Source organism: Streptomyces canus (assembly GCF_030816965.1).
Taxonomy (GTDB): Bacteria; Actinomycetota; Actinomycetes; order Streptomycetales; family Streptomycetaceae; genus Streptomyces; species Streptomyces canus_E.
This window is the reverse complement of the sequence record NZ_JAUSYQ010000002.1, coordinates 8,779,388-8,795,672: the sequence shown is the minus strand read 5'-3', so window position 1 is coordinate 8,795,672 and position 16,285 is coordinate 8,779,388. Positions and strand designations below refer to the sequence as shown.

Annotated in this window: 15 protein-coding genes and 1 pseudogene; all 16 read left to right on the top strand. The window is 69.0% G+C overall.

From position 1 onward, the window contains the following. Window positions 1-55: 55 nt before the first annotated feature. The 16 genes and pseudogenes from QF027_RS41080 to QF027_RS41005 all read left to right on the top strand — a co-directional run bounded on the left by QF027_RS41080 (window position 56) and on the right by QF027_RS41005 (window position 16,262). On the top strand, window positions 56-658 hold the full coding sequence (locus QF027_RS41080) for a hypothetical protein (protein ID WP_307080513.1): 603 nt from the start codon (window positions 56-58) through the stop codon (window positions 656-658). Then, complete coding sequence (locus tag QF027_RS41075) at window positions 648-1,559, top strand: helix-turn-helix domain-containing protein (RefSeq protein WP_307080512.1); 912 nt, start codon at window positions 648-650, stop codon at window positions 1,557-1,559. Before QF027_RS41080 ends, QF027_RS41075 begins: the two co-directional genes overlap by 11 nt. A gap of 103 nt (window positions 1,560-1,662) precedes the next feature. Then, entirely contained in the window at window positions 1,663-2,448 is a 786-nt protein-coding gene (locus QF027_RS41070) for a zinc-dependent metalloprotease (RefSeq protein ID WP_307080511.1), read from the top strand. A gap of 29 nt (window positions 2,449-2,477) precedes the next feature. After that, on the top strand, window positions 2,478-2,978 hold the full coding sequence (locus QF027_RS41065; protein ID WP_307080510.1) for a hypothetical protein: 501 nt from the start codon (window positions 2,478-2,480) through the stop codon (window positions 2,976-2,978). A 2-nt stretch (window positions 2,979-2,980) separates the two neighbouring features. Next, window positions 2,981-3,688, top strand: coding sequence for a GntR family transcriptional regulator (locus tag QF027_RS41060; protein WP_307080509.1), 708 nt, complete (start codon window positions 2,981-2,983; stop codon window positions 3,686-3,688). 106 nt (window positions 3,689-3,794) lie between these two features. Next, a complete protein-coding gene (locus QF027_RS41055) occupies window positions 3,795-4,601 on the top strand; it encodes an SAM-dependent methyltransferase (RefSeq protein WP_307080508.1) in 807 nt (268 codons plus the stop codon). A gap of 122 nt (window positions 4,602-4,723) precedes the next feature. Then, window positions 4,724-4,990, top strand: a complete 267-nt coding sequence (locus QF027_RS41050) for a helix-turn-helix domain-containing protein (protein ID WP_307080507.1) — start codon at window positions 4,724-4,726, stop codon at window positions 4,988-4,990. After that, window positions 4,977-7,046 carry a tetratricopeptide repeat protein gene (locus tag QF027_RS41045; RefSeq protein ID WP_307080506.1) on the top strand — a complete coding sequence of 690 codons (2,070 nt, stop codon included), beginning with the start codon at window positions 4,977-4,979 and terminating at the stop codon, window positions 7,044-7,046. Before QF027_RS41050 ends, QF027_RS41045 begins: the two co-directional genes overlap by 14 nt. Before the next feature lie 41 nt (window positions 7,047-7,087). Then, window positions 7,088-9,271 carry a tetratricopeptide repeat protein gene (locus QF027_RS41040; RefSeq protein WP_307080505.1) on the top strand — a complete coding sequence of 728 codons (2,184 nt, stop codon included), beginning with the start codon at window positions 7,088-7,090 and terminating at the stop codon, window positions 9,269-9,271. Between the two features lie 89 nt (window positions 9,272-9,360). Further along, window positions 9,361-9,624 carry a hypothetical protein gene (locus tag QF027_RS41035; RefSeq protein WP_307080504.1) on the top strand — a complete coding sequence of 88 codons (264 nt, stop codon included), beginning with the start codon at window positions 9,361-9,363 and terminating at the stop codon, window positions 9,622-9,624. Window positions 9,625-9,746: 122 nt separating this feature from the next. Further along, a complete protein-coding gene (locus tag QF027_RS41030) occupies window positions 9,747-11,159 on the top strand; it encodes a transcriptional regulator, XRE family protein (RefSeq protein ID WP_307080503.1) in 1,413 nt (470 codons plus the stop codon). Between the two features lie 42 nt (window positions 11,160-11,201). Then, complete coding sequence (locus QF027_RS41025) at window positions 11,202-12,230, top strand: asparaginase (RefSeq protein WP_307080502.1); 1,029 nt, start codon at window positions 11,202-11,204, stop codon at window positions 12,228-12,230. After that, window positions 12,230-12,709, top strand: coding sequence for a PPC domain-containing DNA-binding protein (locus QF027_RS41020; protein WP_307080501.1), 480 nt, complete (start codon window positions 12,230-12,232; stop codon window positions 12,707-12,709). The genes QF027_RS41025 and QF027_RS41020 overlap by 1 nt, the downstream gene beginning before the upstream one ends. 133 nt (window positions 12,710-12,842) lie before the next feature. Beyond that, entirely contained in the window at window positions 12,843-13,556 is a 714-nt protein-coding gene (locus QF027_RS41015; RefSeq protein ID WP_307080500.1) for a 2'-5' RNA ligase family protein, read from the top strand. 617 nt (window positions 13,557-14,173) lie between these two features. Further along, window positions 14,174-14,695 carry an NUDIX hydrolase gene (locus tag QF027_RS41010; protein WP_307080499.1) on the top strand — a complete coding sequence of 174 codons (522 nt, stop codon included), beginning with the start codon at window positions 14,174-14,176 and terminating at the stop codon, window positions 14,693-14,695. Between the two features lie 376 nt (window positions 14,696-15,071). Next, a pseudogene (locus tag QF027_RS41005) lies at window positions 15,072-16,262 on the top strand (RNA-guided endonuclease InsQ/TnpB family protein). The last annotated feature ends 23 nt before the right edge of the window (window positions 16,263-16,285 follow it).

The window sequence follows — 16,285 nt, the reverse complement described above, 5'->3', positions numbered from 1 at the left end:
CGCACTTGGCCGGGCATTGCCCCGCTCCGTTGACCGACGAACAGGACCCCGACCCGTGTCCACCCCACCGCCCTACCGCATGACGCCCGGCCCCGCCCGGCAGGAGGACCGCGACCAGCTCGCCGCCGATCTGGCCTTCTGGCCCCAGGCGCGTCCTGCCCTGCGCCCTCACGTAGAAGCTCTCATCACCCTCCTGCAGCACGGCGACGGCGCCGAGATCGTCACGCTCACCGGCGACGACCGGCTCCTCGCGGCGCTGCACCTGGTACGTGAACCGCTGCTCGTCGACTGGGCCATACCGACGCGCACCGAGCCCAGCCTGATGCTGTGCCACCTCGTGAAGTCGCCGGATGCCCCCGTCGGGGAACCGGTCCTGCGACTGGTCACCCTGTGGGCGACCGCCTTCGCCGCCCGGCTAGGCAGACAGTGGATACGGGGCGAAGTCCCGCTGTCGCCCGGGAGTCCTGCCAACGGGCTGCTGGCTTTGGCGAAGGACACCGGATGGGGGCATGAGAAGACCGTCAGCGCGCCGAGCGGTGAGGTGGCCCTGGTGCAATACAGGGCCGAACCGCGCCCGCACCTGGACCTCTTCCTTCACTGCCAAGTGCCCATCCTCCCCGTCCCGGCGGGTCCCACGGCGGTACGCCATGACCACTGACACGCTCGGCTCCCCACCGTGCGCACCGCAGTGCGACGTTCCCTCCCTGCCCCATGTCCTGGTCGGCGCGCTGATGCGCCTCTACCGCACGCGCGCCGGACTGAGCGGTCAGCAGGCCGCGGACATCATCGGTGCATCGTCCAGCAGGATCGGCGCGCTGGAGCAGGCCAGAGCTCCGATATCGGCCACGACCGCGGCCGCCCTGCTGGGCGCCTCCGGAGCACCCGACCGCGAGGTGCAGGAGGCACGTGGCCTCCTGACGCATCCGGGCCATCAGCACCGCCTGGACGGTTTCGCTCCGTCGGAGGCATGGGTGGAGGCGCTGCAGGCCAGCGCCCGGTACGCCCTCGTGTACAGCGCCGGTCCGCTCCCGGCGTCTCTTCTTCCTCTGTCGGACCGACCGGCCCTCGCCGCTCCAGGCCGACGTCCGGCGTCCTCACACCGGTGCCGGACGGTCCTACTGCTGCACGAGAGCGTGCTGGAGCGGACGCCCGACGGACTGTCCCGCCTCATCCCTTTGGCCGAGGACGGGGCGATCACCATGCATCTCGTGCCGGAGCCTCTCGCCGAACCTGTCTCGCTGCTCGCTGAGTTCATGTGCACCGCATGGGGCTGGGACGGAAGCAACGCTCAGCGGCTCCGCCGCCAGGTCTATGTCGCCCACGATCTCATCCAGGCGCAGGGCGGCGTACGCAACGGCCCCGCGGCGACAGGCCAGCGCCAACTGATGGAGGAGGCCGTCCGCAGGGCGCTGCCGTCCCCGTGGAGCCTGCGCCAGCTGCGGCAAGCCGCCCACGAACAACAGCAGTCATCCACCGCGGCCTCAGGGAGCCGCGCTGCCCGGCCGGCGGCTCCAGCTCAAGCCTCGATACGGGACCGCCGGGCAAGGAGGTCGGCGTGAACCTCCCCGTGCGCACTGTGTCGGCGGCCCGCCCTCACACCACTACCTGATCCCTACGCCCTGTCCTCATCCCACCTCAGCCGGAAGACACATCGTGATCACCGTGTACGTCCTGAACGAGACTCCCCGCAACGAGGAACTGGCCGAGCAAATCCAACGGATCCTCACGGAGGCGATGCCCGCGGTGGAGAAGGTCACAGGACTGCCCCTGCCGGACAACGGGACGGTCGACCTCGTGGACCCTGAAGGGCTCGGCAGGGCATGGTGCGCCTTCCTGCGCCGCCAGCTCGCACGCGACACCGCAGGGCTCGACCTCTCCGATCGGCAGCAGAGATGGATTGCCGCTATGCCGGAGGGAGCCCGTATGGCAATGCGCAGATTCTGGAAGAGCGAGATATCCACCCTCATCGCGAACAGCGCCGGCCGCCCGTCGACTCTACTCATCCCCGAGGCCTTGGACCTCCAAGGCCTGACCGCACCGGACCAGCTGTGTGAACTGCTGGTCTACGCCCTTGCCCAGCAGGCACAGGTCGCGGCGTGCGATGGGAACCTCGTTCCACCCCCGGCCTGGCCGCAGGTCCGCGCCAGCAGGAACGTCGTTAGCCTCCTCAGCACAGGCCACGCGCAGTGGACGAGCGACCAGGCGACCCCGCTCATACTCGGCAAGCCCGTCACCCGCGACCAGCGACGGAGCCCTCTGAAGGCGGCGCTCCGCGTCCTCGATCTCGGATCGTCCCGGCAGGAGGCCCGCGCCAAAGCCCTTGTTGGACAAGCCATGTCGGCCGTCGGGCCGGACACCTTCAACCGCGTGTGGAGCGTGGCTGGCCTGGTCCCCACTCTCGACGAACTCCGGGATCCCGCGCGCTGGATCAAGCGCCTGCCCGCCTGACCCGACCTCCCGTACTGAACGGCACTTTCGTGACTCCCCTGTTCCGCACCCTCGTACGTCCATCCGCTTCCGCCAGCCCGGCGCAGGCCTGGGAGATCCCCACCCTGCCCGGCGGGGAACCGGGCCGTGAGGCGTACGCCCTGCTGGGCTCGGCCTGGCGCAGCTCTGCAGCCCGGCTCGTCGACACCGGGCGCGGCTTCGACGTCGTACGGGCACCCCGTCCGTACGCCTCCGCGGCCCTGGACCAGCTGCGCGAGCACGGCGCCCGCCGCGGTGCCGTGGCCGCCGAAGGCGACTGCTGGACCTTCTTCGTCCCGCCGGGCTCCAATGACCGCCCCTGGCCGTCGTACGCCGACTACGTCAGCGGTCCTGCTGTGTGGGTGCCGCCTCGAAGCGCACGCAGTGATGATCTCCACTTGCGGTGGATCACCCGCGAGCCGGCCGGACACCTGCTGGCCGATCCACACTGGCTGTCGGCCCTGCTGACCGATCCTCAGTCGGTGTCGGCGCTGCTCGCCGAGGAGTGGTGACCTTGGACGCCGTTAATGAACTCCGCGACGAAGAGATCCACTTCCTCAGCCCGAAGCGAGCCGGTCAGGCCCACCGCGTATACCGGGGCCTGCGAGAGGCGATCACCACTGGCACCATCCCGCCCGGAACGCTCCTCGACTCCTCCAGGGACCTGGAGAGCGGCTACAAGGCGGACCGCCACGTCGTGGCCGCCGCCCTGCGCGGTCTCGCGCGGGAAGGCCTGGTCCACCTTCACCACGTGGGCGCACGTGTCGTCGACGTTCCAATACAGGCGGCCCCCAAGCAGACACCCGAATTCGTTGAACGCGCGATGCGCCAGCGCCTCGCGGCCGGCGTCTACAAGCCCGGGACATTCCTCCCCCGCACCTCGACGATCGCGAAAGAGTTCGGACTTGCCACACCCGCGTGCCGCAGCGCCATCCAGCCGCTGGTCCACGTGGGATACCTCGTCGGCTCAGTGAATCCGAGGGGCACTCTGGTCACACACGACGTCGCCGAAGTCCAGCCCGAGGAACTGCTCACACCGGCCTCCAGCAGAACGCGTTCGATCCCGCACACCCAGCGGTACGCCGCGTTCGGGGAGAGCAAGACCCTCAGCGACTGGACCGGGGACCGCCGCTGCGCAGTCGCCTACGGCGTGCTGCGCAGAAGGCTCGTCGAGAGCGGATGGGATTTCCAGAGAGCTCTCACAACGCCACTGCTCCTGTGACGCACAGACCGGACGCCTCCTCACCAATCCCCGCAGCGCCCCTTTCGAACTCAAGCCCGCAGGCGTCTGCCCGCCCCATGCACTCACGTCAACAGGCAGGACGCCGATGATCCGACCCTCTGGAGGACCCCCTTTGTACAGCGAGATCAACACCTCAGTCCCCAGCTCAGCACGCATCTGGAACTACTGGATGGGAGGCAAGGACAACTACGAAGTCGACCGGGTGGCCGGCGACGAATACAGCAAAGTCGCCCCGCAGGTCGTGACCATGGCCCGCGAGTCCCGCCGGTACCTGATCCGCGCGGTGAGCCGCGTCGCCGGCGAACTCGGCATCCGTCAGTTCCTGGACATCGGCACCGGCTTGCCGACCTACGACAACACCCATGAGGTGGCCCAGCGGAGCGCCCCCGACGCCAAGGTCGTGTACGTCGACAACGACCCGCTCGTCCTCGTCCACGCCAGGGCCCTGCTCTACAGCAAAAACCCCCAGGGCGTCACCGAATACGTCGACGCCGACCTGCACGACCCGGAGAACATCCTCGAAGCGGCCGCCCGGACCCTCGACTTCACCCAGCCCGTCGCGCTGATGCTCATGGGCATCCTCGGCCACATCCGCGACTACGACGAGTCGACGTCGATCGTCCGCCGATTGCAGGACGCCCTGTGCCCCGGCAGCTACTTCATGCACTACGACGGCATCGACACCAGCACTCAGCTCCAGGAAGCCCAGCAGGGATACGACAACACCGGCGCCCTTTCGTACGTACTGCGCAGCCCTGAGCAGATCACCGCCTACTACGAAGGACTCGACGTGCTGGAACCCGGCATCGTCTCCTGCCCGCTGTGGCGGCCCGAGCCCGGCATCCCCGCGCTGCCGACAGACGTGTACGGCGGCGTTGCCCGTAAGCCGTGATGTGCGCCCTCCAGCGGGCCAACACGACTGGCTGCAACAGAAGCTGCCCGGCCTGACCATTTCCGCCGGAATCGCGAACCTGATGACGCGACGTTCCACCGCCCTTGACTACAGGAGTCGATATGCCCGACCGTCCCACGCCGCCGCCTCATCCTGAGACCCCGCTGCCGAAGATCAAGCGCCGCACGCAGCTCACCGGCGAAGAGGCGGTCACGTTCAGCAAGCAGGTCGTTGACGCGTACGCCCGCATGTCCATCCGCGCCATCTGTGAGGAGACCGGGCGGTCTTACGGTGCCATCTACAGAGTGCTCCAGGGCGCCGGTGTCACCTTCCGACCCCGCGGGTACCAGCACCCGCCCGCCCCGGGAAGTCTCCATGGTGAGGAATGAGATCGCCGGGGCCGCGCAGCTGAACGGCGTCGTCGTCCAGGCTGGACAGGTCCACGGCGGCATCCATCACCATGCCGTGGCGCAAGTTCTGCCACTGCCGCGGCAACTGCCCCGTGTTTCACCGAACTTCACCGACCGCGTGGACCCTGCGGGCACGCTGAGCGCGGCGCGCCGCGGCGGCACCACCCTGGCGGTGATCAGCGGGCCCGCGGGGGTGGGCAAGACGGCTCTTGCCACATGCTGGCTTGCCGCCGACGCGGCTGAGGACGAGGCGCAACTGCACGCCGACCTTGGCGGATCCGCCGGGCCGTTGGCGCCGGAGGTCGTGCTGCAGCAGTGGCTGCGCGCGCTCGGACTCGAGAGAACGCCGTCCAGTCTGCGGGAGCTGACCGGGCTGTGGCGCTCGGTCACAGCCCGCCGTGCGGTCGCGGTCCTGCTCGACGACGCAGCAGACGCCGACCAGGTCCGGCCACTGCTGCCCGCCGGCGTCACGAGCACGACCGTCGTGACGATCCGCCGCCTCCTGTGGGACCTGGCCGCCGACGGGGCCGTGCTTCTTCCCCTCGGACCACTCACCCCGCAGGCGGCAATCGAGTTGCTGGCCCGCTTCGCAGGCGAGGGACGGATGTCGGCGGACCCCGAGGCCGCTGCCCTCCTTGCCGAAAGGTGTGCGTACCTGCCCCTGCCGCTGGTCTTGGCCGGCGCCCGCTTGAAGTCCCGGCCCGCGCTCAGCCTTTCGGCGGTCGCCGACTCCCTGATTCACCCCGATCGTGAGGACCCCGCACGGATGGCCATCACCACTGGACTGACCCAGAGTTACGACAGCTTGGAGGCGAACGCCCAGTACCTCTACCGGTCGCTGGGCCTGTTACCGGCTGACCTCGTCGACCCCGATATGGTGGCCGCGGTCTGCCGCCTGGAGTGGGGCGAAGCCGACTGGCTGCTGGAGGTTCTCGCCGACGAACAGTTGCTGGAGCCGTGCGAGTCCGCTGCGGGCCAGCCGGCTCGCTACCGCGTGGGCTCGGCCGTACAGGAACACATGCGTGCCCGCGCCGCCCAGCACGACAGCGCAGACGACCGGGATAGCGTGGTGCGGCGACTGTGCGAATGGATGCTCTCGATCGCCACCCAGGCGCAGCAGCGGCTCACCCCCGCCCAGGGCACCCTCCGCCGCACGCTGTCCCCTCCTGCCGACGCCCCGGCCGTCTTCGACGACGATCCGGGGGCGATGGCCTGGCTGGAGGCGCATGAGCACGACCTCATGGGCGTACTGCAGGCAGCGGTGGCGGCCGGCTTGGACGAGGTTGCCTGGCAACTCGTCGACGCTTTCTGGCCGTGGTTCCTGCGCCAGCATCCCTACGCGTTGTGGGTGAAGGCGCACGAGCTCGGACTCCCCGCGGCCCGCCGCGCCGGCAACGCGGCCGCCGTGCGGCAGATGCTGCTCTCGGGCGCGATCGGCCTGAGCTCGGCCGGACGCCTGACGGACGCTGTCGGCTGGTACACCCAGGCCCTGGACGCCGCCCGGGTGGACGGTGACGTACGAGACGAGGGCCAAGCGCTGCTCGGCCTGGGATCGTGCCACCACAACTCCGGCCGCCCGCAGCAGGCTCGTCCGCTCCTGAACCAGGCCATCACGCAATGGGAGACGTGCGGCTACCCCCGGGGGATCGCGCTGGCGACGATCGTCCTCGGCGAGATCACCCTCGCGGAGGATCCCGGCCAGGCGGTGGATCTGTTCGCCCGGGCGCGGACCATGCTGCTGGCGGCCGAGGACCCCTACGACGCCACCCGCGCGCTCGTCCTGCAGGGCCACGCCCACGTACTCGCCGGCAACGCCGACGGTGGTGTCCGCGAGCTGGAGAGCGCCCTGGCGGCCCTCACCGCCGCCGGGAGCACGCTGTGGCGGGCCCGGGCCTTGGAGTATCTCGGCCAGGCGCACTCCGGCCGGGGCGAGATTGCTGCCGCACGCGAGTGCTACCAGCAGGCCGCGGACCTGTACGGGTCGATCCGGCCGGCGGACGCCGAACGGGTACGGGCCTTGGCGGGTGACCTGTGACTGCGGCCCGCCCTACGGCCGGTGACGGAGCTGCAGCCTCGATGAGGTCTTCCCCTCCGCTCGGCGCGAGTACCTACAACACGATTACGAACGGCACCTTCTACGGACCAACCGTGCAGGCCGGGACCATCCATGGCGGCGTCCACGTCCACGAGGCAGTCCTGGACCCGCTGATTCCGCGCCAGCTGTTCCCGGTGCCTGCCGCCTTCACCGACCGGGAAGACGACCTCGACGTCCTGACCAGTCAGATCGGGGAGGTTCCTGACTACGCCGTCCGTATCGTGGTGATCAACGGGCCCGGTGGCGTCGGGAAGACCAGCCTCGGCAACCGTCTGCTCCACGTGCTGGCTGCCGAGTACACCGGCGGTCAGCTCTACGCCGACCTGCTCGGCTACGCCGCCGAGGGCCCGGCAAGCACCAGCGAGATTCTCTCCCGGTTTCTGCGCTCCCTGCACCCTGGTGCGCAGCCCACCTCTGCCGAAGAACTGGCCGCCTGGTGGCGGTCGGCAACTGCCCGGCCGGGGCAGCGTGTGAGCATCCTGCTCGACAACGCCCGCAGAGCCGCCCAGGTTCAGTCTCTGCTCCCTGGCGGGAGCGGCCACCTCATCGTCGTGACCAGCCGCAGCACTCTGGCTGAACTGGCTCCCGACGGCGCCCTGCTGCATCGGCTGGGCCCCTTCGACCATGACGCCGCGCAGCAGTACCTCACCCGGTGCCTCGGTGACCAGCGCGTAGCCCGTGAGCCTGATGCCGCGGCGCAGATCACCCGCCTCGCTGCCGGCTCCCCTATGGCGATCGCGCTGACCGTGACCCACCTCGCCGCCAACCCGGACCAGCCCCTCGCCGAGCTCGCTTCCGGTGCCGCATCCAGTGCTCCAGCAGATTCTCCGCATCCCTCGCTTACTCACCAGGAGGCGGCCGTGACCCACGCCCTCGATCGTTCGTATTGGTCGCTTCCGCGTAGCACCCCTGCGCCGGCCGTCTACCGCCGCATGGGGTCGTTGTTCGCCCTCGACTTCGATGTGCCGCTGACGGCCGCCGTCTGCAACCTGTCGCGTTCGGAAGCCGAAGCCGCCCTCGATCAGCTGCATGAGCTGAAGCTCATCGAGCTTCGGGGCGAGGTCTCTTCCCGCGGACAGGTCTACCGGTTCCACGACATCACCCGGGACCATGCCCGCGCGCGGGCCACCATGGAGGCCACCTTCGGGGAACCGGAGGAGGTCCTGCAACGGGCCTTGGACTTCTACCTGGCGACCGCGAGCATGGCCGAGCGGATCCTGACACCCACCCATCGGCCCCTGCGCCGGGACTACGTCTACCCGCCCGCCGAACCGATCGAGTTCCCGGATGATGCAACCGCCCTGGCCTGGCTGTACGCCCAACGGGACAACATGCTGCACGCACTGCGTGCCGCGGCCGCCGGCCTGGACAGACCCACCTGGCAGCTGACCCACGCCATCTGGCCCCTGCTCCGCTCGTCCCACGACTACGAGCTGTGGTCCGAGAGCCACGAACTCGGCCTTCAGGCCGCGCGCCGCTGCCAGGACCGTGAGGCCGAAGTCGAAATGCTCAACACCTGGGGCGTCGGACTGCGCGGCGCCGGGAAATTCGAGGAAGCCGCCCAGACATTCACAGCCGTCCTGCAGATCGCCCGCGAGGAGCAGGACCATCGTGCCGAGTCCCAGGCACTCCACGAACTCGGGGCAGTGAACCTGCACGGCGGAGATCCGGCCGAGGCGGAAGCCTTCCTCCTTCAGGCTCGCCAGCAACGCACCAAGCTGGCCCGCACCAGCGAGTCCGAGCCCGACCGGCTCACCTACACGCGGGCCGTAGCGATCACCAACATCTGCCTCGGCCAGGCCCAACTCGAACTCGGCCGTGCCACCAAGGCGATCGAGACACTGACCGCCGCCCGTTCGACCCTGCTCGAGGTCGAGGACTGGTTCGATGCCGCGCGGGCGCTGGCGTGGCTCGCCCGGGCCTACGCCGCCGGAGGTGATCCCGGGAAGGGTGAGGAGTACGGCCGCCTCGCCGTCGCCGAGTGCGACGCATCCGGTTCGGCACGCTGGAGGGCCCATAGCCGGGAACTCCTGGGCCACACCCTCCGAGACAGCCGCCGACCCGACCTGGCCAGAAGCCTCTACGGAGAGGCGATCACGATCTGCTCCGCAGTGAGCCGCCGTGATGAGAGCCGCGTCCGTCAGGCCCTGCAGGACATCTCATGATCTCCTACTCATGGCGACGGCCAGCACCTCGTGGACCGTTGCCCCCGACGGGTGAGCAGCGCCTGTGTACCAACCTGCAGGGCGTACCCGTGGGGGCGAAGCACGACGACGAGGTACGTGTCGTGCTCGCGAACGTCAAGAACGACGGCGGGCCCGAGACGAAACGGGGGGTGCTGCCCGACCGGTGGCGTCTGGCCTTCGAGCTGGAACCGGACATTGTCGCGGTGACCGCGTTCACGTACTCCCAGACCAGGCCCGGTGCGACCTGGGCCGAAAGGAGGGCCGCCAACCGGCGGTTCAAAGCCGGTGCGAGCTGCCTTGCGGCTCTGGGGACATCAGGGAGGACGACATGACTCACCCGGAGGAGCCACGGGAGTCACGGGCCCGGACCGTCGTGCCGCTCCTATACCACCTGCTGGACGCTCCAGAGCTCAACTGCGCTTCGCCGAACAAGTTCCGGGTCCTCTGGCCGATCATGGCCGAAGACGCCGCGAAAAAGTTACAAGAGCCGCGACTCGCCAGGGTCCGGCCCTCCCCGGCTACCTACAAACGGTGGCTGGCCGGCACCCACATCCCCCGCGGAGCCCTGCGCACCATCCTCGAGGCCTATTTCGGCAAGAGGGTCGAGGCCCTCTTCCAGCTCGTCCCCGTACGCGACATCGTCCGCCCCCGCCCGCTGGACCGAAGGACGCGCACCGCGGTACGAACCCTGGACTACACCTGGCCCACGTCCCGGCACGTCCCCGGCGAACCGGACGCTGGAATCTTCGGCAGCTGGGAGCTCGCCGGCGGACGGCACTTCGACGGCACCTCGATCGGCGTGCAGATCTATGAGGCTGAGCCCCGCGGCGACGTCCTGGAGATCAGCTCCGCAGACCTCCCCCACCTGGAGACCTACGTCCGCTCCTCGCGCAGGGGCGTGATTCTGGCCTCCCCCGGTGCCGCCGGCGGGTCCGGGCTGTACGTGATGGACGCCGCGCTCGCCCGCCAGAACCTCTTTGTGGGCCAGGACCCGCGTGTACCGCTCGCCTACCAGCTGGACGACCTGGTCTACGCCATCATCTGGGCGCTGTACGTCATGGACGACGGTCTGCTGGCGGATGACAATCCGCTCTCCGACCGTGCCGAGCAACTTCGGCACTACGTCAGGATCAGTAACTCGGCACCGCCGCGATCCGAGATGCCCGACCTCTCCCCCATCGGCGCCGCGTGGCTGGGCTCCAGTCTCTGCGCCCAATACATCGTCCGGCACCTCGGTGGCCTTCCCGAGGTGCCGGCGTTCTGGACCCGCGAAGCCACCGGGGAGGAATGCGCACCATGGTTGCTATTCAGGCATAAACACGACTACTTGCAGAACGTGGCCGATCGCTTCGCGGGACCAGGAAGCGCGCTCGGTCGCGCGTTTTGCGTCCCAGAGCCCGTCGTTCGATCAAGCGAGATTTATGAGCGAATTCTTCTGTTCCTCACGATTGCCATGATGGAGATGTACGGGGTCAAAGTGTGGCTGTGCACGGAGCAGGAGTACCAAGAGGTCGAGGGGTTCGTCCTGGCACGCGACAAGGCCATCCTGGCGAACTGGGTACGCGAAGCATCCGTCTGGCGTGTCGCCACTACCAGTGTGCGACGGGAGGTGGCTCCCTACCAAGAGGTGATCGGCCACGCGCGGGCCCACAGTCTGGTCGACGGGCCGACGCCGACGGCACGGCTGCAGGCCCTGGCCGACTACCTCGACCTGGACTGGACGTGGTTGACCGGCCGGTGCCAGGGCCTCGCAGAGGAGGGGCTCACCAGCATGCTGCGTCCCCGCAGCCGCCTTCTCACGCTCAAGGCACTCGACCAGACCCTGCGCTTCATCGGCAGGCTGGGCACCCCATATGACGGCCGATAGGCTCAACTCGCCCTGCTCCACCCGCGATCCGAGGAATGTGCGTTGACGAAGCCAGGCTCCCCTCCTCCCACGGTGCTCGTGATCAGCCTCGGCGGCACCATCACGATGACCCCCACCACCGCGGAGGGCGCGGCGCAACCCACGCTGAGCGCGGAGGACCTCCTCGCGGCCGTGCCGCAACTGGCCGACACCGGCATCGTCGTCAAGACTCAGTCGTTCACGACCAAGCCGGGCGCCTCCCTGACGTTCGACGAGATCGAGGAGCTCGCCGGCCAGCTGCGGGCCATGGACGGTCAGAGCACCTTCGACGGCTTCGTCGTGGCCCAGGGGACCGACACTTTGGAGGAGACGGCCTACCTGCTGAGCCTGCTGTACGCGGGCGAGACGCCTCTGATCATCACGGGCGCGATGCGCGCCCCCTACCTGGCCGGAGCGGACGGACCGGCCAACCTGCTCGCCTCTGTCACCGTCGCGGCGAGCCCCCAGGCCCGCGGCCTGGGCGTCCTGGTCGTCTTCAACGACCAGATCTTCGACGCCTCGAAGGTCCGCAAGACCCACAGCACCAGCACGAACGCGTTCACCGCACCCGACACCGGCCCCCTGGGCACCGTGGCCGAAGGCCGCCTGCGGCTCCTTGCGATCCCCGCACACAAGCCCCTCCCGCTCGCCGCTGAGATGACCCGCCCGGCCCGCGTCGGCGTATACCCCGCGTCCCTCGGCGACGACGGCACGCTGCTCGCGCCGCTTCTCGAACAGGTCGACGGCATGGTCATCGCCGCCTTCGGAGTCGGTCACGTGCCCGCGACCTGGGTCCCCATCCTCCAGGAGGCCGCTCAGCGGATCCCGATCGTCCTCGCCTCCCGCACCGGAGGCGGCACCACCCTCACGCACGCGTACGGATTCCCCGGCTCGGAAAAAGACCTGCTGGACCGGGGCCTGATCGGGGCCGGGCACCTCGACCCGTACAAAGCCCGCCATCTGCTGACAGTCCTGCTGCGCAGCGGCGCCCACCGCGACGCGATCCTCGCCACCTTCGCACCCGCCGGGACGACCGCGGAAGGACGTGGCTGATGCGGCACACCGAACTGACGATGGGGCGCACCTTCGCGCTGGCTTTCGATGACGGCGACGACTTCGTCGCGGAACTGACCGGCTTCTGCGCAGAGATGGGAATTCGGCAGGCCATCATCCCGATGTTCCTCGGAGGGTTCCGGGAGGTGAGCCTGGTGGGAACGAACGGCCCGCTGGAGGACCCGGAAGCTCCCGTGTGGGACGAGACGGTCCTGCACACGGTGGAAGCCGTCGGCTCCGCCACGCTCGCCTGGAGCCCGGACAACGACGCCCTCGCCCCGCACATCCATGTCGCAGTCGGACGCAAGGACCAAGCCGCCGCGGGAAGCGTGTCTCATCTGCTGCGGGCGGAGGTGCAGTTCATCCAGGAGATGTTCCTCCAGGAGGTCCTCTCCCCCGGGATGCTGCGGCCGCTGTGCGGACCACACGCTGTCCCGACCCTGACCTTCGCCCCGCACCAGGAAGCCCAGCCCCTGTGACCCCGCCCGGCTCCGCCCCGAGCTCGGCGCGACGACATCCGCGCCGGTTGCGTGGCTCCCGAAGAGGCGGGCCGGTGCCGTTTCGTCGTCATCTCGCCCTTGGGCAGTGAGGAGATCCGTGGCGCCTCGGCTGATGGTCGACGAGCGGGCATTCCCGTCGGCACCCCCGTCTGACCTTGACGACCCTGAAGTGATCGTCGGACACGACTGGGAGGCCTTCGCCGCCGTCTCCCGGATGACCGACCACTGGGCCCGGCAGGGATGGCCCGACGGCGGCCGCGTGTACTACTGGATGCTCACCTTTCCTGATTGCGCCGCTCTGGTCAGCCGGGCACAACAGTGCCAGCATGCACTGGCACATCTGGGCATGGACCCGATCCCGGCCGTCGGCCTGCACGTGACGATGGCACGGATCGGGGATACAGCCCACGTCCCGGCCGCCAGGATCCACCACTTGGTGGCTTTGGCCGAACGCCTGGCCCTCAAGTCCTTTTCCGTACTCGCCCATCCTCTCGCAGGGTCACGGGGGGCGGTCCGCTTCACTCTCACGCCCTGGACGCCTCTGGTGCGTCTCCATGCGGAACTCAGTGCCCTTACCCGCCAGGCCGGCGTGCCCGGAGGCATGCCCACGGCAGCCTTCCGGCCTCATCTGGGAATCCAGTACAGCAACCGCGATCAGCTCGCCGCTCCTGTGATCGAGGGGGTTGCGCAGCTGCGCTGCCTTCCGCCCGTGCCTCTCGACATCACCTCTGTGGACCTTGTCGAGCTCTACCGCACGGACCTTCCCCGGCGCTCCTACCAGTGGGAAGTCCTGAACCGCTTTTTCCTCGGCCGGCCGTACAAGTGATCTTCAGCCCCGGTGGAATGAGCGGTCCCGATGGGTGCGTTGGAGCAGCGGCAGCTGCGGCTTCCGTGAGCATCATGGCGCTCCCCACTCGGGACGCACACGACGTTCCCCAACCCGCCAACGCCGGTCACTCGCCAGCGAACTTCTCCCCCGATGTGATCAGTATGAGCCCTCCAGCGTGCCAGTTTGCTTCAAGATCTGCAGCAGCCGGGCGCCACCACAGTCGGTGAGCAGCACACCGGCCTCTCCAGCAACTCCTGCACAGCGTGATGTTCCACTTGATGCTCTTGACGCTTCCAAGCGCAGCGACCCCGCGGGTTTTGGGCATGGACGACTTCGCGCCGCGAACTGGACTACATGGTCGCCGAGTTGCAGCGCCGAGGCCTGCCAGTCCGAACCACCTGGAACGGGCTCCACGCCGCCACCGACAGCGTCCGCCTCGCCCGGCCCACGCACCCCACCCTCGTCACCGCCGTCCAGCGCTACCACCGCGGATGCACCGTCCCCCCCGAGCGACGCGTGTTCTGCGACTGCGAGCACAGACGCGCCGAGGCGCCCGCATCATCCGCGCCGCCCGACCAGCCGCCTGACCTCCAGCACCCACCAGGAACGAGACCATGAAGACCTGCGACAACACCTCGGTCGGCATCGTCATCACCGATCACCAGGGCCGCTACCTGATGTTCGACCGCGCCACCTTCCCGCCCGGCACGGCACCCGCCGCCGGCCACATCGACGACCACGGGACCGCCGAGGACGCGGGCCGCGCCGAGGTCGAGGAAGAACTCGGCCTCACCGTCACCGGCCTCACCCACGTCACCGGATGCTGGCGGGACAACCCCTGCCGCCGCCTCCCCGGCGCACGCGGCACCGGCCACGACTGGACCATCTACCAGGCCACCGTCACCGGCGACCTCACTCCGAGCGCCCGCGAGACGAAGAACGTCCGCTGGATCACTCCCGACGCCCTACAGGAGTTGGCAGACCGGACGGTCGCCTACGCCCAGGGACGCATCACAGACGCCGAGTTCGAGGCTGCGCCCGGCATCGAGCCGGTGTGGATGCAGTGGCTCGCCAACATCGCCGCAATCCACATCAGCCCCGACGACCTGCTTCGGGTGGACCAGCTCAGCAGATGATCGCCGCCCCGTCCTCGTGACCCATCGCGGCCGCCGCCCCCGCTCTCTGGGCGCGGCGGCCCGGACGAGGTACGAAGCCGCCCAAGGTCAGCGGATCGCGGCCCGGCAGAGCAGCCGGTGTCCGCGCCCTCGGCCGGCCCTGAGTGCCCTGCTGCTACAGCAGGCCGGACAATCGAGTTCGCTGTCCGGGCCTGCGGCTTGCGTGAGTTACGCCGGCCGTCCCTCGTCTTCAGAGGGAATCCCCGTCTTCAGGCGGGGAGGGAATCCGATCCTGAGCCGGGCGGCGCGGAGCGCCGCAGCTGTCGGACGCCGGAGGCGTTGTCAGTGCCGGATCGTATGCTCGGCACGGCTGGTCGAGGTGGCGGAGGAGGGTTGAATGATCAGGGCGTACAAGTTCCTGATGCGGCCCACCGCGGGCCAGCAGGGCATGCTTGTGTCGATGCTGCGGGATCACTGCACCCTCTACAACGCCGCGCTGCAGGAGCGTCGGGATGCCTGGCGACACGCTTCGAGCACGACGGTCCGGTACGGGCAGCAGTCCGGGCAGCTCAAGGACATCCGGGCTTTCGACCCGGACCACGCACGCTGGTCATTCTCCAGCCAGCAGGCGACGCTACGTCGGCTGGACAAGGCGTTCGCTGCGTTCTTCCGCAGGATCAAGGCCGGGGAGATGCCGGGTTATCCGCGGTTTCGGTCGAACAGGCGGTTCGACACCGTGGACTTCCCCAAGGACGGCGACGGCTGCCGCTGGGACTCCACCCCGCACGACCCCCTCACCCGCGTCCGCATCCAGGGCGTAGGAGACGTCAAGGTGCACCAGCACCGTCCGGTGGTCGGCAGACGATCTCGGTGAAGCGCGAAGGGCGGCGCTGGTACGTCATCCTGACCGCCGACCAGACCCAGCCGGAACCCCTTCGCGCCACAGCATCGGTGGTCGGCCTCGATATGGGCATAGCCAACTTCCTCGCCGATTCCAACGGCGGATTCGTGCCCAACCCCCGTCACGGCCGGAAGGCCGCGGCAAAGCTTGAAGCCGCCCAGCAGGCGCTCTCCCGGTGTAAGCGCGGCTCGAAGCGGCGGCGCAAGGTCGTGGAAACGGTGGCCCGCCTGCACCGCAAGGTGCGACGTCAGCGCCTGGACCACGCGCACAAGACCGCCCTGGACATCGTGCGCCAGCACGACTTCATCGCGCACGAAGACCTTAAGATCCGCAATATGAGTCGGGCGCCTGTACCGAAGCCTGACCCCGATCAGCCAGGTGTCTACTTGCCCAACGGGGCGGCCAGCAAGGCCGGTTTGAACCGCTCGCTGGCTGATGCTGGATGGGGGGGTGTTCCTCGCGGTCCTCACCAGCAAGGCTGAAAGCACCGGCCGGACGGTGATCGCGGTGGACCCCCGCAACACCTCCCGGCGGTGCCCCGCATGCGGGCACACCGTCAAGGAGAACCGGCCTACCCAGGAAAAGTTCCACTGCGTCTCGTGCGGCCACACCGCGCACGCCGACACGGTGGGAGCCCTGAACGTTCTACGGGCCGGGCTGGTCCGTCGCGAAGCCGCACCGGCATAGCGAGAAGCCACCCTGTTCACGGG